Here is a 23,371-nt window from a genome sequence, read left to right as displayed (position 1 = left end):
AAAAAAACCCCGTGCATCGCTTTTTTGCGAATGAACGGGGTTGAATTTTTCCCTAAAGGAATCTTTTGAAATTAAAAAAAGCACCTGAAGGATCGCTAAATGCGATTATCAGATGCTTTAGACTTCCATATGGAATTTATCATTTTTTTCAATATAAGGTCGACAATACGATACAGGTGAGCATTTCAATGTTCGTAATGAAACGATCCATTTTAAATCCTAACCTAGATCAATACGTTGTCCTCACTGTGCCACTGGCAAGTGTTCACAACTAAATCTCTTCATCCTGTGTATCACAGTCCGTCGTCAAGTATTATTTCAGTTATCGTCACAGTGGTGTACATAACGAAATACAAGACTTGAAGAAAAATCATTTATTAATTCATACTTTTATTTTATCGGTTTTAGAGATAAAAAGAAAGTATCAAATTAATTTTTTTCCTCTGTAGCATCCTTCCTTTTAGCAAGCTTCGCTTTTTCAATAATTTCATGAATTTCTTGTTGCATTCTATTCATGTCGTTTATGCTCGTGCTATTAAGAATGTCTGTTTGCAGCTGAAGAATCTGGTGCCGTTCTTGTGGGCTCAATACCATGAGCACAGGCTTTACAGTCGGAGCCTGATGATAGCGTTTAATAATTAGTAATACCTCCTGCAACAGATATTCCATTGTATTCGGATCTTCAGCTTCTAATATCTGTTCCTGCAGCCAGTGTATCCGTTCCTTGTCCTCTTTGCTAATTGCACGGGATACCATAATATCACTCCTTATTCATTGACTATATCCTTTAACCATCACGTTATACCAGGTTAGGAAAATGTCAAGTGAATAAGCGGAGAAAAACGCCGCGGATAAATCCGCAGCGTTTTCCTGATAAGCCGGTTTAAGGGTACCGATCCCTCATAAAATAGTTGTCTGGTATTCAATCAAAGATATACGTTCCATACCCACTTGATTGATGTTCATAGGTGCCTCTACTTTCGACGGCTTTAAATGTGAAACAAAAGTAACTGTTCGTTGGATAATATTTTGAATTTGTTCACTATATCCCTTTACTTGATGTGTGTCCCCTGATTCGATGATCTGTGTTTGTAAATTCAGAATAAGCTCTCGTTCAGATTTGGATAGTAAATCCAACACTGTTCTTCCTTTTTCTCCTGGCATTTTTCTCACCTCCAGAGGTTATGTAATATATAGAACTTGTCCCCCGAATTGAGGAACAAGGCTACATATTTTTTTAGACACATCCTTAGGATATGCAAGTTTACTAACCGTCTTGAGACTGCTCGGTTTCCTTTGTAGGTTCTTCAATAGGTTGTAGTAGAGCAGCATTGAGTTCACTGACAATTTTTGCTTTTGCTTCGCTTTTGGCTGCTGAATCCTTGTGTTTCATCATGGCATTCTGCACCAAAAAGCTAATACCGCTAATACCCGTAAGTGCACTCGTGATCAGTACCTTAGAAAAGGTAAAGGCCTCGATGGGAAGTATCAAGTGAACCCCGATTACTCCAACAAAACCTCCAGTAATTAGGGCCTTCCAGTAGCCTAATGAGTAGTATGTTTTTCCATCACGCTTAACTCTGGAAAAGCCCGTAAAACAGTCATCTTTTAGCACATGCAGGTATTGTAACCAACACGCAATAGCGCCCGATACAAAAGGGAGTATAAGTTGCATAAAGCATTTTGTGATAATCGCCATCGAAATCATGGTTTTTCACCTCCTTTTAAAGTTTTTTTATATCAAAAAAAACATGACTTTAGATAAAGTCATGCTTTTTGATAATTGATTTCCCTCACTTAGAGGTAATCTTTTTATTTATTTTGTATACTGCTTACGCTCTTTTTAGAGTAGCAAGCGCGGTGTAATGGGATTTATGGGCAACAAAAAAACACATTCCGCCATAGGCATTAAATGTGTTTGGTCTCGGTCTTATACCGTATTTTAAATTTTAAACTTACGAAATAACGAAAAATCAAACCAATACTTCAATGATATCTCGGGGCTTAGCCTGCTCGAGGACCAAATGAATAATCATGCTGTCTTCACCTAATCAAATAAAAATTGGTGTACACAGCATTCTCCTTTTTTCCAATTGATTTACAATTGTCCACTGCTTACCCTTACCCTATCATCACAAATGTGTACATAGATTAGGTGAGCTTAAAAGAAGAAATGAATTAATATATGTGATTATTATACCTTCATAGGAAGAAGAAATAAAGAATAAATAATTTGATTGATTAGGATGATTGTGCTGTTCAGTTTTTTAACGAAATTCTATTTTCTTTTATGAGCTTTTCATTTTTAATAGCCGTGTTACGATAGTGCTGATTCAAAAACATATTATCCTGGGGGATTTATATAGTGAAATGGTTAAATTGGAGAATGAGAATAATAATATGTAACTCGAATTGCCGATATTAATGGAACTATCACTCAGTCTCAGGTATTATTTATGAATAGATTATAGAACATTCGAAAGGATGATCAACAAATGTTAAGTGATGAAATCATCTTGGACGCTGGATATATAGAATCAAAAGCAACAAATTTTAGCGAGATTTTTGACAGAGCTTGGTACAAAGTATTTTCTGAAGGAGAATATAGATATCAGATTATTATAACAAAATATGATCAAAGCTTAGGTGCTCATTGGAATAAGATGAAAAAATCTTTTGCCTCTGTGGAAACTGAAGAAAAAGTGCGAATTTCGTATACGCCAGATGCGCAGCTCATTTTACCGAGCGGGGATAGATTTAATGTAGAATACTTACCAACAGATACTACTACAATAGAGGATATTGAAACTTTTTTCAAAAAATTGTTCACCTCGATGTGTTGTATTTCTTGAATAAATAGTGAGTCAAATTCTTATTAATAGAATAGAAAAATAAAAAAACAGTCCCGATGTAGATACATGGGACTGTTTTTGATGTTGAACTTCATAATAATTTGCGGTTCACGGTCATTCTTCTCTGGTTCGTGAACGCCTATGTTTTACCTCACCGCTTATCCTACTGCCCGAAAGAAAATTTGTTCCATTTCTTTAAGTGAACGTGTCTTTTCAGCTGCTTGCATAATTCGGTCCTGCAGCATACCAAGAAATCGATCTTCAGCGCTTTTTTCTAGCATCATGAATTTCAAATCCACACCTACTACTTTACGGAAATGACTGATCTCTTTAGGTGAGATGAAACCTTTAGGCACAAATTTCTCATACAATGTTCCTATATTTACGGAGGCAAATTCGAACAAAAAATCCATACCTAATTCTCGATAAATAGCGGGAACATCATAGGTATAATCCTTTTCATACAAACTGACAGATCCATAATTACAGCTCAGTTTCTTCTCTCTTGCTATTATAGGACAGCAGAGTTGTTTTTCTTTAGCTTTATCCATTACTTTGGAAGTACGGTCCAGCTTGTTTTTTTCACACATCCATTGTTGAATTAGAGCTTCTTCATAAAGCCCTGAGTATCCCATATCTGGAGTATTTACTCTTCCGTTTACATTAGGACTCATTTTGACGTAGCAATCAACTGGATTTGCAAAGGGTTCTAACTGTTTAATGATGTCTGGACGATCTTTTTTAAGTTTATTGCAATTTATTTTGGCTGACGGTACAAATATCGATAAATCACATAAGTACTCTTTCAATCGTAATTCGTCAACCTCATATCTAGGTGATGGAATATACTTAGCCACTACACCAAATTGACTCCAGTCCCGGCGTTTTTCATCCTCATAAAAAAGACTTTTTACCGCACCCTTGATTTGCTCAATTTTCTCGTTGGTTCGCTTATGATTCTGATATACTCCTGATAGATAGAGTTGCTCCATAATCATCGCAGCTCCTTCGGGAACTAGGGAAGATAAGGCTTGTTTTTCCATCAATTATTCTCCTCCATCACTAATATTTTTCAAGAACAAAAGATCAGGTAAATTATAGTACGCACTCTTACCTCATCAACAACGTACAGTCATTTCTGAAATGCGTGTATATTACCTCAACTAGGTGCTTTCTAAGATGGTGAAAATCCCCCTTGGCTATAAGCGGAGGAGGATTTTTGTCTAGATTAGAAATTAAACGCAATTTGTTCTTTACTAATAATTTCATTACTACCGCGTTTTTTGGTTTTGACGACTTCTATTTCATAATTAAAAGAGAACAAATCTAATTCTCCATATAAGTGTTTGGTTTGCGGCGAAGTTAAAGGTCTTGGATGTGATTTTGTAGATTGAGTCTCCTCAGCTGTGAAAGATATTACCTGATCAATTTCATCTTTCTCTACATAACCACATAATCTCTTAGTTTCAGCTGTCAGTCGTTCGAAAGCTTCGCTAATTGATTGTTTGTATTCAGTTTCGCTTACGATCGTTAAATTCATGTCCATATCTCTTTCGGCAGCTGACTTCCAAGTTTCCGTTAATTCTGCAGCAGAAAGGCTGCTTGCAAGTTCTCTGGTTAAGCCTGAAGCTGATTCTTGTGCGTACTGAGCAATACGGTCTGAGCGCTCAATCCGACCTTCGACCAGAAGTGCACTAATTCTACGCGACATCAATCTTTGGAACTGTTTCATTTGCTGAGTATCTGCACTCACGTAATAGCGAACCTTGCATTCACGAGGTTGGCCTATACGCCATGCGCGCCTGCTGGCTTGTCTCACAACGTTAATATCATCATTCAGTTGCCAGAAATTCAGAGAAGGATACTCAAGTAAATCCAATCCAACCTGAACTAACGTCTGATTCATAATCAAAACTTTCGTTCCTATTTCCCGCTGTTTCTCTAACCATTCAAAACGTCCAAGACTGCTAGTTGTTTTGACATCGAGAATTTCAGCTTGAACTCCTTCATTAGCCAGGATTCTCTGAATTCTTTGGTTTGTTCCGTAAATACCGGTATAGTGAGTGAAAATAATGCTCCCTCTATTTTCGCTTAGATCAGCTTTTACGTCCTCAATAAGTCTTCTTTCTGTTGCAGTTAGATATTCTGCCGGAAATTTAGGTGCTTTCACTGAATGCAATAGATCTCCTTCATCATCATAGAAGTTTACTTCTACTTCACGTTGAGGCTGAGAAGCATAATTTAAAGTTGCTGGATTGAACTGCGACCATGCTTTAGATTTTAAAATTGGTTGCAGATCTTTACAGACAGCTTCCAATTCGTCATGAAACTTACGATATGCATCTTGATGCTCTGGATCAAGCGGAACAATGACCGGTTCCTCCTTAAGCTGTACAAGAGGAATATTCAGGTCAGCAAGTTCAAGAAAGATGGATTTATGAAGAAGATGTCGTGCGACCAGCTGAGGAGCGATACCCGCTTTTTCTTTTATAATAACTCTTTCAGTTACTCTATTACTTGAACGTCCTAAGACACCTGCGGCCTTATCATCCATATAAGTGATACTTTCCAGTACACCATATTTCTTAGCCCATTGTTCTTTGCTCGTTTTGTGGTTAAAACCTTCATCAATCAATGGTTGAGGATCGGATCGCCAAAGCGTCGACTGAATTGAAGAAGAGGTTCCGTTTGTAAGCGTTCCTGTTAAAAACAGAGATTTCCTACAGGACCACATGATTTTGTGGAAAGACATACCGCGGCCGCTATCTGATGCCTTCATTTGCTGAATTTCATCAAATATACCCACTTGAAAATGATTTCGCAGATGTCGCTGAAAGATTTCCGCGATCATCCACCGAGGCTTGTTACGGTCTTCTCCACGTGATTTGAGTGCTGGTCTTACCAGTGTGGCATGACGCTTACGTTCTACCTTTTCATCTTTTGACTTTTCTTTCAAATAATTTTTTTTCGTTTTTTTAAGGTGGCAAGAACATTCAAACGAGCGGATATGATCAGTGTACCTTTTGACAAAGTTTCGGGGTAAATTATTGACATCTATTAGCTTACTTTTGCGAGCTGTTTTCATTTGTTCTTTAGAAGGAGGATAAATCGGAGACTCGACACCATCACTCCAGGTCGCTAAAAGGTCTGATTCATTCGCTTTGGCTTTTGGACATCTTAATGGCTGATGACAGTCTGGGCAACGCCAAACCTGTTTAATATGATCCCAATGTGCAGCAAGAATGAATTTATTAGCTGCTAGTTTCATTCGGTCAGTTGAAACTAATACAAAATGAATGTAACCCTTGGGAACTTTGTACGGTGTACGTTCACTTGTATTCGGGTTATACCCTTTCACTTTCGCCACATATCTAAGAGCATCTTCTGTTGAATTAATGATAGTGGTAATAATTTTTTGACTACCTAAAATTTTTGGGATTTCAGAGGTAGCCCATTTGGGGATAGTAATGGCTGGGGCTGTGATGAGAACAGATATTCCATCTGGAGCACCGCTCTCCATTCGTCTTCTTAAAATCGCGAAAATTGCCGATAGTGACATCTGAGTTTTTCCTGAACCCATATCCCCCACAAGGAAACAGGAGTTCAAGAACTTCAATACGGTTAATACTCCCATCACTGATCTTGCTTGGGCAGGTAGGCAAACCCGATTTGTCATCCCAAGAAATTGTGCATAGGTATGGCCATCATATAGTGGTTTGAGATAGGTATCAATTTTCTTTGTGATGATTTCCGCATTAACGCGGAGATAGTCCTCGGTGGTCATCCCCTCAGTTAATACAGCTGCTTCACCAATTTCCGAAAACACGTTCAAATCACCTTTGATTATGGCAGCATTGATAACCTCTAATACTTCACTTTCTTGCATCGATCTGATTATAATCGCACGAAGATTTCCTGATTCGCCAACCATATCGGTTTTGATTAGTTCCAACTCACACCATTTATCTGCCGGCAGAAGGGAGAGGTATAGGTTTGCCCAATCCGATGTGCGAGGCAAGCTATATTTTTGTGCTAAGAATTGTCCAGCTACTTCAGTGATATCGTCACCACGGCTGATCAGTATACGATCAGGGTGTGCTCTATTGCTTACGTCTGCATTCATGCATTCATAATTGTATTCCTGTACAATCGCATTCCGTGGAAGCAGAAAGGTATGGCAAACTTTCCCTTGTACTTCCTCAATCCGACGGTAATGAAAATTGGACCGATATTCTTTTACGGTTCCATTTAACAAATCCGTGACATAAACCTCTCGATTGTTATATATGGAAGCATGTATAGCACGGCATGACGTCAAATTTCCACCCAAGGAAAGACCGCGAATGGTAATTCCATCTGGATCTAGCATAATCAGCTTTACATAAGCTTCAAATGTCCGACCTTCAGATTCGACCGATATGATTTGTATGTTACTAAGGCTAAATTGAAGTATATCTTTAAATGTTTCTGTATCCGGCATTTCAGCCGTACCATTTTTCAGTTCAAGCAGCTCCTCAATTGTATATCGCCCAATTTTGAGAACTTTTATTCTATTCCATCTATCCATGGTTTGATCAGTAAGAAATGTTCGTATTTCATCAATCCCCAACTCTGCTACAGTGGCATTAAGTCGTGAGAAGGCGGTAGAAGGTCTTTCAAGACGAGATTTTATCAGATTTAGTATTTGTTCCATTTTTTCGCCCGAAGCAAAAAGGGGGGAACCCCTAGTTGTATCGGGCTTCCCTCCTTTAAGATTATGTTTGTTCTGCCGATTGAAGTATTACTTCAAATCGAGATGACCTTCAGGTCCAAAGGTACGAATTACGGACTTTCGTACGTAAGTCTCAACTAAACGCTGCTTACCGTTGTCCGGATCAGTTTCTAAGCGCTCGGTATGGACGGACTCGTCTTTAGCTACAAGCAGGTGACCCCCCATGTGTTCAGGGAGGGCGCCAGACTGAATAGCCTGAACCTGATGAGTGATTTTTAGCGGCATAGCCGGCTGTCGCATAGCTCCGTTTTGGAGTCGGACATCTTCGACCTGAGCAAATACTTTATCCAAGAACCCTATTTCAACTTCGGATTTGATAATATCTTCCGGTTCAACAATCGTTGAAGTAAAGATCTCTACTGGTTTCTCTTGTGCCGGAATCATATAGCTGACTTCGTCCCAGTCCGGATAATCCAAGGCATTCAATGATGCCTGGCTTCGCTTTGATAGGTTTTCAAGATACTCCTGCAATTGTTCATCTCGGCCTTGCCCAGAAGCTCTCCTGTACCCATATACGATCACTTGATGATAATCATCATAATTCTTGTTCGTAAACCTGTATACTCGGACCTGTTCAAGGCGAGTGGCTATTAGCCTTGCTACATCAGCTAAAACATACTGCGGAATATTTAAAACTACCAAAGAGCCTACTGAAAGATAACCATCGGGCTCTGTGAGATCACGGAAGAAACGCTTCTCTGCTCTCTCTCCGTGTATTTCCATAAACGGTGGATTGAGGTATAGGAAGCTGAAGGCGTTATGAGAAATACGTGCATCCTCATAGCCACAAGCCAACATATGATCTACTTGGTTAACCGCTTCCCGTGCTCTGGTTTTTTCAATTTCAATACCATAAGTAATCGGTAGACAATCTTTCTTTTCTAGATGTTGTTTGATCTGTTTCACTACATTTCCTTTACCGGCACAGGGGTCAAATATTGATAATGTCGCCCCATCTTCCCCAATAATCCGCTTTAAAATAAACTCCATTTCATCAGGGGGAGTGGGATAAAACCCGCCTTTCGCTTCGCTCTCCAGTCTTGCCATTGGTTTTTCCTCCTTGAAATCAAAAAAGAAGGTGTTGGAAACACCCTCCTTCTTTTTTAATTTAATAAGTTTTTAATCAGCTTGTTTTTGTTGTTCTCCTGCGCTAACTGTTTGATTGGAGATCACAACTTCATATGGAATCCGGAGGATTTCACCAGCGTAAATAACACTTCTTTCCATATTGTTCACTTTTCGAATCCAGCTAACACCTTTACGCAGGTCACCAGTGTAATAATCTTTAGCAATAGAGAATAAAGAGTCTCCTCTTTCTACTACATAGTTGTCATACTTTATGACGGTTTGTTCTTTGTTCAAGATATCCTGTAGAAACGGAAATCCCCCTCCAAACAAAAAAAGTGAAAGGAACGAAAATGCAGCCACTTGTGCCTTGAGCTTAGGATGCCCCTTGGCGCGTTTAAAGAAGTGAATGGCATTTTCCAGAATTCCAATTAAAAACAGGGCAGCATGAGCAATACAGAACATTATGAGATTTTTTTTCATAAGATTTTATCCTCCTTAGATTTTTTAAAATAAGAAAAGAGCAAAGACAATTATTCGTCTTTGCTCCTTTAAATATCCGCTGTATTCACGGTTTTATTTCCCCATCCATCAAGAAGTAAATCTATTATCCTCCTTCTTGATCCCTTCTTTTGAAAACAGTCGGTTCCGATGTTAATTTCACCTCTTGGAGAAGGTCTCCATGTTTCCGGATCCATTCCAGGAATACCCTCAAATCGTACCTTTCCAGATGGGATAATAAAAACATCATGATTAGTATCACTATCAACGAATTTTTTAATAAGGACATTTTCTCCTGCTTCACGGTGCATTTTGTGTAGGGTGAACTTTTGTCCTTGATACATATCTACTACCTGTGATGCCGTAAGGTCTTTTGTCAGTGTCGCTTGAAATTCATCTACTAGTTTTAACATTTGAGTACCCTCCTATTGGTTTTTGATTCTTATAGACAAAAAAAAGAGACTAAAATGTCTGAATAAAATCAGCTCAAATTAGTCTCTTTTGTATCCCTAATGGGTTATCTTAAATTTTTTTCTTCCATTTCAGAAAAACCAAAATATTTCTTTTATAAAAGCAAAAGCATCAGTTTATGACACATCGCCAAAAAAGAAATACTTATAACTCACGTCATCACCAGTAATAGCTTTTCAGCCATAGATGTCCACGAATCTCCACATGCATCTAAACTCTAATATTAGAGATTATCCGCTTTGCGATCTACTAAGGTTATCTTCGTAATATACGTGCATAACTCAGATCGTAATTGCATGAGAGGAAATTTAGATTATGGTATTATTTTAACTGATACAATGCTTCTATACAACAATAATGTATTGCTAGAGTAAGCGGTCAATCAATTCCTCATTATTAATATCTTTGTTATGATCAATGTGTAACCGATCAGTATTAATAGGTTCGTCCTCAAAGAAACCATTATTCATTTCATAGGAGTATTTATCATTTATATGCTGTCGAATTTTTTTCTCATTTTTTTCCAATATTCCATCGGACATTTCGATGTCAAACATCGCGCGCAACAAAATCCAATCGTGTAATTTAAGCATGCTGTACCTCGCTCTTCTGATTATTATAATCCGCTGAGAATGAAGTTATTATTTTACAACGCTTTATTTAGATAGAATAGTATGTTTTAACACGCAGATACTAGCCTCCAAAAGAGATTACTTTTAGCCTTGGTATCGATTAACATTCTTCTGTTTTCATTTGATAAATTTGATTTCTTCAACGGAAATGTTGTCAATCTTTCACTGTTACCGAATTTTACAAATAAAACATCTCTGTCATCAGACTGCTCAGAAACATAGAATCCAGCAACTTGTCTATTAAGGGAGAGGTAACTGCTTCTAGTTGCTAGCAGTGAATTAGTAGAATATTTAATTATGTCTCCTAGAGTTCGATTTACATAACTCTCTTTCAGTTCCTCCAGGAGAGTATTATACTTATTGACTTGTTCACTACCAAGATAGTTAATCATTTCTTTTTGGAATTTTGTTCCCAAAGAATTTTCGTAAGTAGAAAGACACCACCATTGGTCATTGCTGATTTTAAAAATGATTAAGTTCTCCATGAGAGATTCCCCGGTTCTATCACCTTTATAAATTTTTTCTGGAACTAGACCTTGGATCATTTGATATTCAGAACTTATTTGAGGCAATCCCAATTGTCGATAGTCAGAAAAATATTCTTGTATGGTTTGTCCGTTATGATCGACCAAAACTTCAAATTTAGCATCCATACCAAAAGGGAATTGAACAGGTTTCCAGTTTTTACCCCAGCAGGAACTTTCAATAGCAGTTTTTTCCCCATAATTTATCATTTTCATCTATCCTCTCATATCGTGATTTGATTTTTAATCAGCATTAAACCTGCAGACCCCAAAGCGGATGTACACGCTGTCCTATCTGTCCTAGCCTAAGAAGCCTTAAGGAACTATTTTATAATAAACTGCTTCAATACTCCCTTTAATTGGACGTGCACAGACTCCAGTTCTTTTTAGGTCAGATATAATCATTTGCGCTTTATCTTTGTCATAAGATTCTTCTAGAAGTTCTTCGAAAGTTGTATATCTTTCGAAACGATTTCCGTAGTAAATTGCAATTCTCAATTCCTTATTTTTCTGATTTTCATAGTAAGCCGTTATTGCTTTATTGAAAGTTAACCTCGGGTTTTTAGTGTTACTTTCTTTGACTACCCATTCTGTTGTCCGAGCGTGATACTCCTCTTCGTATGTGAGTAGAAAATAATTTTTACTCCCTACATCTTCATCTGTGGCCACAAAGTGAAAAACATGTATATCATTATCCACTGCAAACCAGCATTTTAGATATACTTCTACTCCAGTTTCGCTACACACATTAAGAGGAACTGAGGTATTGAATGCGAATGAAGAATCACCGTCGCTAAACCATTCATAATTAAAACATGCTCCAGGTCCACGCGCTTTGGTAACTCTCCCAAGTTCGATGTTATAATCGTTATTTGGCAATATTATTTTAATTCCCTTTTCAAAGTCAGCGATTAGTTCTTCTACAGCATGCTGCCAGTCTTTAATGCTTTTCTGCTTTGCTGCCAGTAATGAATTAAAGTCCGATTCCGGTATGTAGAAACATTTACTTTTTTCATATAAGAGGGTTTGTGTAGGGTTTTCTTGATCTATACAAACCAAATAATCTCTATCCTCACTTATGACTTTAAGAGTCTTTCCTCTGTCATCACCTTTATCAATCATAATGAATTTATTCATTTTCTACTCCCCTATCATTAAGAGTTATTTTTGTTAGAAACGAGTGCGCTAAGAAGATCATCATTCGGAAATCCAGTGATGGAAACTTTTCCTGTTTCATCGAAAATAAACTCGATGTCCCGTATATGAAAATCTTCAATTGCGTATCGATTTGAGAGCAAATGCACCGTTTGATTATCGCTGCCATGTAAGCCGGTGTGAGAAATACTATTTTCTTCAAAACGACCATCAATCAAAGCATCAATTTTGGAAAGTATCTCATGACCATACTTCAGCTTTTCAATCTCTTTGCGGTAATATCCGCTGAAGATAATGATTGGTATATTTTGCTTAAATAATAGATCTACTAGCTCGAACAAATCCTTTTGCTGAAGAAAAGGTTCACCGCCACTGATAGTAACTCCATCGATATTAAATGGAATGGTATCGATGATCTCCTCTAACGTCATTTCTGTTCCACTCTCGAGTGAATGGGTTTCCGGGTTAAAGCATCCAGGACACTGGAACCGACAGCCTTGAAAATGGATGACAGTGCGCTCTCCGGGTCCGTTGACCGATGAGAACGGTGTGATGGAATGGATTTTCATACCTTATACCTCCTTAATAATAAAGGCACAGCCTGCAAAGGCTGCGCCAGTTTGATTTTTTAACGACCATTTTTTTGGATAGTTTTGTTTTTTAACTGCATTTGATACTCTGTTTTTTTTTCTCGCTTGACCATCATTCCCAGAGCTTCTTCATAACCTTTTGTAGCAGCTTCACAACCAATCCCTTGAAAGCCAATTGCCTCGATTTGAATAGATCCGTCTACTGGGAATGTAAATTCAATTGTTTTTTTCAGATTCATGTGGTTATTCTCCCTTCGATTGAGTTTTATATGTGAATCGCTATAAAGAGCGATAAACAACAAAAAAAGACTATTCCAGATTTGGAATAGTCTTTGGATTCCCTAATAGGGGCATTGATAACATTTAATTAGTTTAGCAAGTTCAACTGAGAAAAAGTCAATCTAATAGGTACAGCAGTGTTGTCTGCGCCATTGAACTTTTTCACTTGAGCTGTCCTCACGGATTTGACCTGTACACAGCATTAATCTTTCTCCTCAACCTAGTCCTTCAGGTAATGAGTCCGTCGAGCTGTTATTATCCCTGTCTTCACAATTTGAGTCCACAGGTGTTACAGCACTGAAAGATATTAAAAGTAAAGAATATACCTCATTCTATCATGCTTGAATTAAGGAATAAAGCCCAAATTTAGTCGGGGCGGAAATGAATTGGTTAAAACGATAATAGCTATCCCTAGAAAAAAAGACCGCCATTAGGACGGTCATTCTAGTTAGCAACCTTTATATTCGGCACCACTAAGTATATAAGGCGCTACGAAAGCAAATGCCTCTTCTAGGGTATGCACATCCCAATTCTCTTTTCTTCGTTTGCGATCACCAGGAATATGATGATGGTGATGAGGTTCAGTTACTATTTTAAATTCTTCAGGTGTATCTGGTGAATCGTGGGGATCGTTACCCCACGCGGATATATGGTGCAAACTCACGCCCATCTTTGGAATGATAATTTTCCAACTATAAGTGTACCTTCTAACATAACCAGCGTCATCATAAGACTCTAATGCATGTAACCCCGTAATACCGTGAACCGGATGTTCTTTTAATGGGAAAAGCACATCTAACTTATTTGTATTTCTTTTGTAAATACCATATATGCCTTCGTTTCCTGGTACATTAGAATAGGTCTCCAGTAAATGACCGAATCGATCTGTAATATCCATGAGCTCTGCTGGTAAGAGTTTTTTTTGTGCTAATTGCTCTAGCCTACTTAGCGTCATTTATACCTCCGCTGAGTTTCATGATCTCAGCTAATTCTTCGTCTAGGTCTAACCATCGATGGTAGTCGGTAGGATCGTCCATTTCATCACCATCATAATCTGCAAAAGCTTCCTTAATCGTTTTAGCTTTATATTTCAATTGAAGTTCCATGAGTTCTAGCGCAATTTCTTTTGCTCGTTCCTCTTTTGACTTAGTACCTTTCTTCTTTTCCTGTGCAAGAATCTGCATGCGTAAACCATAAATAGGATCTTTCAGAAGTTCTATAGCATACTTTGGGATTTTCCGATGCTTTTCTGTATTAACACAGTCTAGGCCTTGCTTTATATATTTTTGTACTGTGACTTGTGAAATATTTAATGCTTTTGCTGCTTGAGACGTTGTCAAAAGATAGTTACTAGAGAAGACAAATTCGATGTTTTGTCCGCCAAGTTGCGTATACCAAATTTCAAAATCTATTTTGAGTTTTCCAAAATCTAAATCTGACGCGGGATGCTCCATTTGAGAGAAACGATTAAGCCACTTCATTAAATTTCCTTTATGTTCCTCTGAGAAGAGATAGTTTTGCGATAGACTTAGCACTTGCATATCCATTTTGATCCCAATTACTTTATCTGAAAAGGCAACCAAGAACGTCTTGTAGATCATATTGAAGAGAAATTCTGTTTCTTTTTCAATAATTCCTTCATTCCGTTCTTCATATCCCATATTGATTTGTTGCTGGGTAAGATCGAAAAGAGCTTTACTCATAAGATTCATCTCCTTTTATTCCTCCATTCTAAAGTATTGTTTGAGATATTGCAATATCGCTAAGTTATAGATAATGAAATATCCCTAATTATATATTTACTTTTATCCCTACCGATTTATGTAGAAAATACAAAATATAATTCAAATTGGGTAATTAGTGAACATAGTACTCTAAGACTTCACCATTAACATTATGAGTATAGGTAATAATATATAAACAGTTGCGATCAGATATTTGTTTAATACTTTTAGGTTTTGTTCAGCTAGAGCTATGTAATTTTAATAGATCTGCAAGTTCCGGACGTAAACTTGAAATCCAGCAATATTAGACCCGAAACGGGCAGTATGAGATTACGGCAGTGACCCTAAATGCGGATACTGGTTGTTTCATTGGTTGTAAGAGTCGGCATTGTTTGAGTTACCAGGAGCGGGAGATGTTACTTAGTCTTCTGGATCCGCACGAATGCGCAGACTGTACGAACCGGAAATAGCTGATTAGCAGAAATTCCTTGATGTTTATAATAACTATTGGATTCTAACAAAATATATATCATTGACATCTCCCTTACTTTCCCTTACATTTAATTATATAGAAAAGTAAGGGAAAGTAAGGGAGGAATCAATGTGGCGAAGGTCAGCAAAAAAGGACAGATTTTTTTCCCGGTTGATTGGATAAAAAAATTAGGTGGGCTAAAAGAGGGAGAACTTTTATTTCTACATGTCGACGAAAACAATCACAAAATCTGGATTTCAAAAACAAAGCTTCATGACAAGGTGATCACCGCACCACTACTGAGTGAAAACCAACTTACAATCCCTGTGAAAATTCGAGATTTATTCGAAATTGAGGCCGGAGACACCATCGAATTTGGTTATTCTGATGATCAGAAATATGTCTATTTCAAAAAAAAACTCGATACTTACAAGTGCCCGATTTGTTCCGGCGCAGGAAATATCGAAAATCATAAATGTGCTGTCTGCAGAGAGACTGGAGTTATTGAAGTGGAAAAGTTTCAGGACCAGTTTTTACGGCTCATTGGGCAATCTCGTGTGTACGGAATCGCGGTGAATTATTCATGGGATGATTTCGAACCGACTACTGGGGAAATTACGCCGCGTCTTTATCCTCAGGTCAGAATGTTTAGCAAGGAATACCCGCAGCATCTATTAGACCGCATGCAGGACTATTATCAATTGAGAGTTATCGAAGAATTTTCACCAAATTCAATCTCCGATATCAAATTATTTCAGACACCAAGCGATGTCTTATTAAACGAGATCCTAACCCTTGTGAAGACAGAAGATGCTAAAAAAGAGATACGAAGTTGGTTTCGCGGCAAAAGATCAGTTTTTGCATCAGCCCTTGAAGAGATGAATTGAAATTGGAAAAAGGGAGACCGGTATCACCGAGTCTCCCTCCTTCTTCTGCACGTGTTCCCAGCAGTTGTACATTGGCAGTATCCAAGTGCTACCACATGTACATACTCTTTTACGAGTTTATAAATTTATTCACTCAAAAAAACATCAATACACGATGTGTATTTTTCCGGAATTATAGATTTCAATTCTTGTTGCGCCATTCGATAGTTCTGCTATGCGATCGTTTTCTTCAATCCAAAAAACTTGATCGGATTTCATCTTACTCTGAGCCATTAATTCTTTCTGAAGTTCATTCCATTGTTCATTATTATTGATGAAGTTAAAAGAAGTGCCCTTGTATTCTCCCTCTCCAAATTCATCAGCTTCCAGAAGTTGATACCCTTTCCGTCTAAACCAGTTCAGTACATCTACTTTACGCTTATATCCCTTTTCTTCAAGGATACGTTCAACGACATGTCGATCAGTAGCAAGATGTCCAATACGAAAGTCCATCATACAAAGCTTACATATCCCTACATTACCCACAGGGAAGAAACTATGTGCCATTTCGTCGTCTTCTCTTTTTTTACCACAATAAAAGCAACTAGCATCTGGATTATTAGACATCCATTCATAAATACTTTCATAGCTTGTTTTTTGGTATTTAAACAAACGATCTCCTCCAATTTATCTTACGTATATCATACATTCCCAAATTCAATGTATTGGAAGCCATCCACACCCTTTTTATATCTTGGTCGAATCTTATGCAGCGAAGGTGGTTAAGAAGAACGATTTCGTACTCGGCCCAACATTGTGAAGAGTAGTAAAAAGCTCAATCTTGTTATTAAAAATAACTGATTATTCAATACCTGTCTTAACCCACTGGAAAAAGGATTAGTAAGGTGAATGTTCCCATAACAATTTGAGCTTTTTCGTGAATACCTTGCAGTAAAATCTTTATTCGGTAAATAATGATATTTAATAGGTGAATATTACTTCAAACTACAGAAGATAGCAACTTGTCTATAAGCTCTTGCTTAATCTTATTTTGTTTAATCCGACCAAACATACAATCCCAAATCAGGTCGTATTCTGTATCTCCTTCATTTGGCCAATTCACTGAGATCAGTCTGATAATTTCGAATATTTTATTAATGATCTCGTCAGCCAACGTATCAGAATAGTTATCCTCCCCTTTTCTATAAGCTCTCAAAACCTTCAATACCTTTTCTTGACTTCGATGGATTTGAACTGAAATGTCAAAACAAAGTTCTATTACATTTGCTATGTCCTGTTTATTCACGCCTTATAACCTCCTTCGTATTCTGTATAAATATTTTACGCGGAAATATAGAGACGTTAAAAATTCCTTAGTTCAACTAAATTTTTTTGAGACTGTTCATGCATTAATATATACTAATATATTGAAGTCAGAAGGTCATATTATATGGCTGTTGTATCATTGTAGAGTCCTCGTTCAAAAAGAGAACTTAATCTTTCCTACTTGCATACCCCTACACACTTCCACCGCTAATCTTGGACTACCAGCTATAATGGCAACTTCTTGTCCAGGTTGTGACTTTGACATCGCCGCTAGCCGGCTACGTCTAATAGCAACAGATGGTTGAGTGGCTGCCGTTCAACAACAGATCCTTCCACGCAGTTCTGCTGCCGTAGCGATCAAACCCTGGAGCACTAAGAGTATGAGTAGCCCCTGCTTAATCTGGTGTACCATTCCAACGCATTATTTTCAGTCAAATACTTTGTTTTCTTCTGACACAATATAGCGGGTTTGCAACATATGGTGAGGAATTAGAAGTGATTTTTCATTTGATAATACATGGATATATTGAAAAAGATTCACGCAGTGGCTCAAACGTATAGTCTAAATAGAAAAGAGCTGCAGTTTTCATCATTGATGATAACTGCAGCTCTTTTTTGCATATAGATAAATTGCTCCCAGCGCTTTCCTGGAACCGGCAATTAAACGGTTTTAATCCTCAGAGGCCGACAGCTACGTTTAGCATACCGAAGTGCATTATCCTTGAGTTTGTAGATATTTCCGCGTCCTGCCGAGTAAAAAGGAAAGTCTGCAGAAAACAGAAAGCAAAGGGGAACATCAACATAAACTACTTCTTTCCCTTGAGCTTTATCAATTAGTCCATCTTTCTTCGAACTCCATGATGGAAGAACTCTTTTTTGATTTAGAGACAGGCAACTACTCTGTATTGAATAGAGCCGGACTTTATCACAGCTTAGAGATGCTAAAATAGCAACAATCATCTGTAACATAACATACTGTTGAATAATAGCCATTAAAATCTCTCCCCTCATTATTAAAGTCCGCTCACTGTAACCTGCAATTTCACCGTACCATCGGCCGCGACTTTGCGGTGTACGGTATGACCTTGTTTGCGGGCTTTTTGAATGGTTACCGCGATTCCGTATTCCTGAAGGAGGCGTCCACCGTTCTTACCAATTTCTTTCTCCACATGGCCAGCCCACCAGTCGGTTTCCATGGAATATGCGCCGTTCTGGCCTTTGATGACGGCTACATCATATGGACCTTTGAGTTGAATTACATAATCTGCTTTTATATCTTGGGAGCGGGTATAACCACGGCAGATGCCATTCTCGATCAGAAGCAACTCCAATGCTTCTGCAGCGGTTTTCAGTGCTGGTATATTAGTGATTATCATTTGGATTGTTGAGTAATGAGACATGATAAATTCCTCCTTTTATTTAACCCATTTGAATGCTAGTCAGTTCCCATGTTATTTAGGACCTGCAGAATTTTATTAGAATCAATCAGTACTAAGTTCTCTTCGACTGCCTGGAAATGAAACCACAGATGGATTTTTCTGTGAATGTGGTGTAGATGCCATGCGCGCGTTTTCAAGCGCCCACTTTCTCATATCCTCGATTTCAGTCGATTTGGATTTAGATAGCGGTACAGTCGATTCGGCTGCCTCCAGAAGGTGTTGTGTATTTAAATCGTTATCCTCTGAAAAAGCTATATTTAGTCCATCTACAACCACCTGTTCAAGTTCTGCACCAACAAAATCCTTCGTTTTTTTCACCACTAAATCCAAAGAAAATTTTTCAGGTTCGCGACCACGCTTACGTAGGTGTATTGAGAGAATTTCTTTGCGATCTTCTGGTTCTGGTAAATCAAACCAAAAAATTTCATCGAATCGTCCTTTACGTGTTAATTCAGGTGGAAGCGTTCTGATATTGTTAGCTGTTGCCAGTACAAATACGTTCTCCTTCTTTTCTTGCAACCAAGTAAGAAAGTATCCATGAACACGAGAGGTTGTACCGCCATCAGACGAGCCAGAACTACTTAAACCCGAAAATGCTTTCTCAATTTCATCAATCCACACAATACAGGGAGCTATTGTTTCTGCCATCTTGAGCGCCCGGCTCATATTATCCTCTGATTGACCAACTAATGAACCAAAAACACTTCCAACATCGAATCTTAGAATTGGAAGCTGCCAGAAATTACCCAAACCTTTAGCCATAGCAGATTTTCCGTTTCCTGCTATACCGGTTAAGACAACACCTTTGGGAGGTTGTATGCCAAACTTTCTGGCTTCCTCTGTAAAGGCTTTAAGCCGTTTTTGCGCCCATTCTTTAAAATTCGAAGCCCCACCAATATCGTTTATGGTATTGGTTGGAGGGATAAACTCCATCATTCCGGATTTTTTAACAATGTTTGCTTTTTCTTGTTGGATGGTCTTAACGGATTCCTCATTAAGTGCCTTATGGACGACAATAGCTAACGAAAAAGCATTTTCTGCTTCTGCTGCAGTAAGTCCAAGAGCACTCTCAAGGATACGTTTACGATTACTTACCTCAATGGCATTACCTGATGGAGTTAAGATATCATCCAATATCTGTCCCAGTTCCTCCAGATTTGGAAGATCGAAGTCCAATACAGCAACTTCTTTTTCGATCTCTACTGGAAGAACTATCCGACAGGACAAGAAAACAATTGATTTAGCATGACTTTTGCAGTGATTAATCAAATCTTTTAATAATTGCAGAATCATAGGATTATCCTCCAAAAAGAAATGAAAGCTTTGAAGGACATAGATGCTGTGTGTTTCTGTATCGTTTTTGATAAACTCAAGTGCAGTTATCGGATCTGTACATTCATGACCAGAATCATCTGAAGGATCTACCCGATTCATAAACCCTTGAGTGATACTCCATACCTTCAGCTGCTTAGCTCGTTCTTTTGCGATTTTTCCAATTTCTTTCAGGCAACGTTCCTCTTCAAAGGATTTGACCCAAATTACCGGATATGCAGCCTTGATATAATTGACAATTGTATTAACACTCATGAAAATTCTCCTTTGAATGAATATTTTTTTATGAAAAAAGCCGCATTTCCAATTGGAATAGCGGCTTGAGTATTAAGTGAATCGGCCGGGTGCTTTCTGAATTAATCTAATTCAAGAAAGCGGAGCTGACGGCTATCATCCTTAGCAGTATGATTTTTTTTGCGTGATGACAAATCCCGTAACATACGTTGCATGCTTCCTAGGGATTGTTCCACAGTGGACAAGTCTCCTTGTAAGAGTTCCTTGTAATCTTCAATAACTTTAAAAGACAAATTACAGCTTTCAACCGCAATGGTAATATCCGCTGCCGATGCCTGCTCGTTGTCATAAGTATTTTTCAGCTTTTGAAAAGATTCATTAAGCTGCTTTACAGTTGACTTTCGAATTAAATCCATATTACTGGACGTCTTGATCATTGGAACCATGTGTGCCTCTTCTGGACTGATTTGGTTTGCGAGGTCACAGAAAGCCATGAGTTCTTCTTCATACTTTATAGGGATAAAATATACTCCACCAGATATTTTCACCATAACGGGGCTCATACTGTTGATGATATTTTTAAGCATCGCCCGAATCGCAGCATCATCATGTGTGGTTTTGAATGTCTCGAAGAGTTCTATTGCTTTTTCGACTAGTGGCTCCACCTCTGTGTTATAAATGCTAGTGTGGATAGTATTATTATTTTCCTTATCAAGAGTAATAATCGCCTCTTCGGTGTCATAGCGCAGTTTATTAGTTTTCCGAGAGTTAATTACTTCACGGACTACGTTACGCTGTACCATCTCTCGGGTAGAAACAACTTCTTTCACTAAATAACTTACTGTGTCATTCCCCATTTTGATTTGCTTTTTCCCTGCAATGGCGCTGGTGGCACGGCGAAATGCATCCGGAATCCTAATATCATTTGGCATAAAGCGATCGGAGACGCCAGAGAGTCCAATGTAATCTCTCAGCAAGCTTCTCGCAATCAGCTTAGCTGTACAGGAATACCAGCAAAGATGCCCAACAATACTCACGTTATTCCGATCTTCCATACCGACAGCTGCATAGTTGTTCATTAACCCTGTTCTCATGAGTTTTCCTCCAAATTTATACGGCAAAACAAAAAGCCACTGATTACAGTGACCTTTTCTTTACACCGGTTTTTAGTTTTTTTCGATATTCAACAATTGCTCTAGACGATAGGCACCCTGCAGCTGATGTTCTTCCTGTAGGTCCTCCACGGCTATCATGATCGATGCATTATGGATATGTTCGCCACAAGATGCGCACATCGGTGTTGGCATATTCGGCACGGTAATTCCATGCAGGATAAGCTGAGTAGGTTTGATGTCAACTACTGGTTCAGTACATGAACAGAACTTAGTAATCGGACCTCTTTGCTGGATGTCCAGCGCTTCAGATAATGACATCTTTCGAATCCCCTTTCGACGCTTCATACGCACAGCCCCTTATTAATTAGATAAGGCTATGGTAGCACGGCTTTAGATATTTTCAAGTTTATCATCTATACCCAAGCATCTAACTCATGGGGCTGACACCAACAAACCCGAAAATCGAGTGAGTCGTTATACAAATGAGATGATGCTTTTGGGTCAAAGACTGTTACGACTTTTGCTTCGATATAAGGACCATTCGTATCCAATTGCAATACCACGTGTAAATGACGGTACTTTCCTTTTTCGATTTTTTCGCATCCATGTACGACAATGGATTCATTATCCGTATTACAATCTACGGCAAATCCATCTGCAACTACTATTTCCAGCAACCTGCGTGTATTAATTGCACGTTCAACACATCGCTTAGTAGCGTGACTGGTGAAATTAAAATGAGTAGATACGTCGTCTTGGTCCAAAAATCTTTCCAGAAGGCTCTGACCTCGTTCTAAGTATTTATCTCGTCTTATTTTATTTAACTGACGGTATTTGACACAGCTCGAGTTCATGCAGAGCTCCCCTCTTATCGGGGAGTAGGAATGACTAGTCATTTGCAGGTCACCTCTCTCCCGATAAGCGGGTTATTGTATTGTTGTAAATTCCAGTTGCATTTGATCCGAACCAATGTCGGATCTTTTATTTTTCGATAAATCCTCTACTACGATATTCGTAGACGGAGCATGTACCTCAATTTGAAATTGTTTCTTTTTTTCAAGAAATGACGACTCATTAAAATCAAAAAAAGACATTTCTTTAATACTCGTGGTGTTTCCTTCTTCATCAATCCGGAAGTACTTTACCTTTTTCGTACGCAAACTAAGGCGCCATTCAATCCCACATTCAGGACAGTAGAAGACACGCCCTCCCATTTGCACCGGTTGACCATAGACTACATGTTTATCGGATTCCGGACAGCAACGAACCGAAATAAGCTTCGGTTTTTGCTGCAGTTCAAAATCCAAGGTCTTCTGGCGGGGATCGCTAAGAGTTTTCTTCTTTCTTCCCATTGTTGTTCCTCCTTAAAAAAAGGAAATCTCACGAAGAGACTCCCGTTTTTTGAATTCTGGACACAGCCAGGTATATATAATTTTTAGAACGGCAAGTCATCATCACTAACATCGATTGGCTTACCATCTCCGTAATAAGGATCATTCATTTGATTCCGCCCACTAGAATAAGAAGTCCCGGTAGGTCCTCCAAATGGCCCTCCAGTAGGTCCAGCAGATGGTCCACCTGAAGATCCGTTTCTTCGTTCGGATTGGTTATTTCCTCGAGCTTGGCTACTATTGCTAGAGTTGCCACGAGATCCAGAATGAGAGTTCTCATGATGCTCCGGATTTTTGTCTTGTTGAGCTTGATTAGATTCTAAGAAGCGCACGTTGTCGATGATAACCTCAGTGACATAGACCCTCTTACCTTCGTTGTTTTCATAATTACGTACCTGCATTCGTCCTTCAACTGCTACCAATCGTCCCTTTTTCAGATAATTGGCGCATGTTTCTGCAAGCTGTCTCCAGGCTACGATAGGGATGAAATCTGTCTCACGCTCACCATCATTACTTGTGTATGGACGATCAACGGCAAGCGTGAATTGACAGACAGCGACTCCTGCAGGGGTATAACGCAATTCAGGATCACGCGTAAGTCTACCGATTAATATAACTCTATTTAACATATT

The 23,371-nt window shown here is 38.5% G+C and carries 27 protein-coding genes; 2 read left to right on the top strand and 25 right to left on the bottom strand.

Features of this window, described 5'->3' with window-relative positions; genetic code table 11:
* Positions 1 to 429: 429 nt before the first annotated feature.
* From CA598_RS06380 to CA598_RS06370, 3 genes are all read right to left on the bottom strand, one after another.
* Complete coding sequence (locus CA598_RS06380) at positions 430 to 756, bottom strand: hypothetical protein (protein ID WP_094875966.1); 327 nt, start codon at positions 754 to 756, stop codon at positions 430 to 432.
* 144 nt (positions 757 to 900) lie between these two features.
* Entirely contained in the window at positions 901 to 1,164 is a 264-nt protein-coding gene (locus tag CA598_RS06375) for a hypothetical protein (protein WP_094875965.1), read from the bottom strand.
* Between the two features lie 103 nt (positions 1,165 to 1,267).
* Positions 1,268 to 1,708: a hypothetical protein gene (locus tag CA598_RS06370; protein WP_094875964.1), complete on the bottom strand. Its 441-nt coding sequence runs from the start codon at positions 1,706 to 1,708 to the stop codon at positions 1,268 to 1,270.
* A gap of 787 nt (positions 1,709 to 2,495) precedes the next feature.
* Between CA598_RS06370 and CA598_RS06365 the strand changes: the two genes are divergently transcribed.
* A complete protein-coding gene (locus tag CA598_RS06365; protein ID WP_094875963.1) occupies positions 2,496 to 2,852 on the top strand; it encodes a hypothetical protein in 357 nt (118 codons plus the stop codon).
* A gap of 158 nt (positions 2,853 to 3,010) precedes the next feature.
* On the opposite strand, the gene CA598_RS06360 is transcribed toward CA598_RS06365, so the two are convergent.
* From CA598_RS06360 to CA598_RS06305, 12 genes are all read right to left on the bottom strand, one after another.
* The gene (locus CA598_RS06360) at positions 3,011 to 3,895 is read right to left on the bottom strand and encodes a hypothetical protein (protein WP_094875962.1); all 885 of its coding nucleotides are present in this window, start codon (positions 3,893 to 3,895) and stop codon (positions 3,011 to 3,013) included.
* A 185-nt stretch (positions 3,896 to 4,080) separates the two neighbouring features.
* Positions 4,081 to 7,545: a hypothetical protein gene (locus tag CA598_RS06355; protein ID WP_094875961.1), complete on the bottom strand. Its 3,465-nt coding sequence runs from the start codon at positions 7,543 to 7,545 to the stop codon at positions 4,081 to 4,083.
* Between the two features lie 87 nt (positions 7,546 to 7,632).
* Entirely contained in the window at positions 7,633 to 8,670 is a 1,038-nt protein-coding gene (locus CA598_RS06350) for a DUF6094 domain-containing protein (protein ID WP_094875960.1), read from the bottom strand.
* A gap of 72 nt (positions 8,671 to 8,742) precedes the next feature.
* Complete coding sequence (locus CA598_RS06345; protein ID WP_094875959.1) at positions 8,743 to 9,171, bottom strand: LysM peptidoglycan-binding domain-containing protein; 429 nt, start codon at positions 9,169 to 9,171, stop codon at positions 8,743 to 8,745.
* Between the two features lie 68 nt (positions 9,172 to 9,239).
* Positions 9,240 to 9,602 (bottom strand): hypothetical protein, encoded by a 363-nt coding sequence (locus CA598_RS06340; RefSeq protein WP_094875958.1) that lies wholly within the window; start codon positions 9,600 to 9,602, stop codon positions 9,240 to 9,242.
* Positions 9,603 to 10,025: 423 nt separating this feature from the next.
* Positions 10,026 to 10,253 carry a hypothetical protein gene (locus CA598_RS06335; protein WP_094875957.1) on the bottom strand — a complete coding sequence of 76 codons (228 nt, stop codon included), beginning with the start codon at positions 10,251 to 10,253 and terminating at the stop codon, positions 10,026 to 10,028.
* Positions 10,254 to 10,339: 86 nt separating this feature from the next.
* Positions 10,340 to 11,032: a hypothetical protein gene (locus tag CA598_RS06330; RefSeq protein WP_143812397.1), complete on the bottom strand. Its 693-nt coding sequence runs from the start codon at positions 11,030 to 11,032 to the stop codon at positions 10,340 to 10,342.
* A gap of 99 nt (positions 11,033 to 11,131) precedes the next feature.
* On the bottom strand, positions 11,132 to 11,953 hold the full coding sequence (locus CA598_RS06325; protein ID WP_094875955.1) for a hypothetical protein: 822 nt from the start codon (positions 11,951 to 11,953) through the stop codon (positions 11,132 to 11,134).
* A 17-nt stretch (positions 11,954 to 11,970) separates the two neighbouring features.
* Entirely contained in the window at positions 11,971 to 12,540 is a 570-nt protein-coding gene (locus tag CA598_RS06320) for a 4Fe-4S single cluster domain-containing protein (RefSeq protein ID WP_094875954.1), read from the bottom strand.
* A gap of 59 nt (positions 12,541 to 12,599) precedes the next feature.
* On the bottom strand, positions 12,600 to 12,800 hold the full coding sequence (locus tag CA598_RS06315) for a DUF2997 domain-containing protein (protein WP_094875953.1): 201 nt from the start codon (positions 12,798 to 12,800) through the stop codon (positions 12,600 to 12,602).
* Between the two features lie 488 nt (positions 12,801 to 13,288).
* Positions 13,289 to 13,795, bottom strand: a complete 507-nt coding sequence (locus CA598_RS06310) for a DUF6516 family protein (RefSeq protein WP_094875952.1) — start codon at positions 13,793 to 13,795, stop codon at positions 13,289 to 13,291.
* Entirely contained in the window at positions 13,782 to 14,543 is a 762-nt protein-coding gene (locus CA598_RS06305; protein WP_094875951.1) for a MerR family transcriptional regulator, read from the bottom strand. Before CA598_RS06305 ends, CA598_RS06310 begins: the two co-directional genes overlap by 14 nt.
* A gap of 624 nt (positions 14,544 to 15,167) precedes the next feature.
* On the opposite strand from CA598_RS06305, the gene CA598_RS06300 reads away from it, so the two are divergent.
* The gene (locus CA598_RS06300) at positions 15,168 to 15,923 is read left to right on the top strand and encodes an AbrB/MazE/SpoVT family DNA-binding domain-containing protein (protein ID WP_094875950.1); all 756 of its coding nucleotides are present in this window, start codon (positions 15,168 to 15,170) and stop codon (positions 15,921 to 15,923) included.
* A 144-nt stretch (positions 15,924 to 16,067) separates the two neighbouring features.
* Here the strand turns inward: CA598_RS06300 and CA598_RS06295 are convergent, their stop codons facing one another.
* The 10 genes from CA598_RS06295 to CA598_RS06250 all read right to left on the bottom strand — a co-directional run bounded on the left by CA598_RS06295 (position 16,068) and on the right by CA598_RS06250 (position 23,368).
* On the bottom strand, positions 16,068 to 16,574 hold the full coding sequence (locus tag CA598_RS06295) for a small ribosomal subunit protein cS23 (RefSeq protein WP_094875949.1): 507 nt from the start codon (positions 16,572 to 16,574) through the stop codon (positions 16,068 to 16,070).
* A 328-nt stretch (positions 16,575 to 16,902) separates the two neighbouring features.
* A complete protein-coding gene (locus tag CA598_RS06290) occupies positions 16,903 to 17,208 on the bottom strand; it encodes a hypothetical protein (protein WP_094875948.1) in 306 nt (101 codons plus the stop codon).
* A gap of 680 nt (positions 17,209 to 17,888) precedes the next feature.
* Positions 17,889 to 18,221 carry a hypothetical protein gene (locus tag CA598_RS06285; protein WP_094875947.1) on the bottom strand — a complete coding sequence of 111 codons (333 nt, stop codon included), beginning with the start codon at positions 18,219 to 18,221 and terminating at the stop codon, positions 17,889 to 17,891.
* Between the two features lie 20 nt (positions 18,222 to 18,241).
* Positions 18,242 to 18,628 carry a DUF1257 domain-containing protein gene (locus CA598_RS06280; protein ID WP_094875946.1) on the bottom strand — a complete coding sequence of 129 codons (387 nt, stop codon included), beginning with the start codon at positions 18,626 to 18,628 and terminating at the stop codon, positions 18,242 to 18,244.
* Between the two features lie 81 nt (positions 18,629 to 18,709).
* Complete coding sequence (locus CA598_RS06275; RefSeq protein ID WP_094875945.1) at positions 18,710 to 20,254, bottom strand: AAA family ATPase; 1,545 nt, start codon at positions 20,252 to 20,254, stop codon at positions 18,710 to 18,712.
* A 101-nt stretch (positions 20,255 to 20,355) separates the two neighbouring features.
* Positions 20,356 to 21,327: a DUF6744 family protein gene (locus CA598_RS06270; RefSeq protein ID WP_094875944.1), complete on the bottom strand. Its 972-nt coding sequence runs from the start codon at positions 21,325 to 21,327 to the stop codon at positions 20,356 to 20,358.
* 72 nt (positions 21,328 to 21,399) lie between these two features.
* A complete protein-coding gene (locus CA598_RS06265) occupies positions 21,400 to 21,693 on the bottom strand; it encodes a hypothetical protein (RefSeq protein ID WP_143812395.1) in 294 nt (97 codons plus the stop codon).
* A gap of 68 nt (positions 21,694 to 21,761) precedes the next feature.
* Positions 21,762 to 22,202, bottom strand: a complete 441-nt coding sequence (locus CA598_RS06260; protein ID WP_094875942.1) for a hypothetical protein — start codon at positions 22,200 to 22,202, stop codon at positions 21,762 to 21,764.
* Between the two features lie 72 nt (positions 22,203 to 22,274).
* Positions 22,275 to 22,700, bottom strand: coding sequence for a hypothetical protein (locus tag CA598_RS06255; protein WP_094875941.1), 426 nt, complete (start codon positions 22,698 to 22,700; stop codon positions 22,275 to 22,277).
* An 83-nt stretch (positions 22,701 to 22,783) separates the two neighbouring features.
* Positions 22,784 to 23,368, bottom strand: a complete 585-nt coding sequence (locus CA598_RS06250) for a single-stranded DNA-binding protein (RefSeq protein ID WP_094875940.1) — start codon at positions 23,366 to 23,368, stop codon at positions 22,784 to 22,786.
* Positions 23,369 to 23,371: the final 3 nt, after the last annotated feature.

Source organism: Paenibacillus sp. VTT E-133291, from assembly GCF_002264395.1.
Classification (GTDB): domain Bacteria; phylum Bacillota; class Bacilli; order Paenibacillales; family Paenibacillaceae; genus Paenibacillus_AQ; species Paenibacillus_AQ nitricinens.
This window is presented reverse-complemented; position numbering and strand designations above follow the sequence as displayed.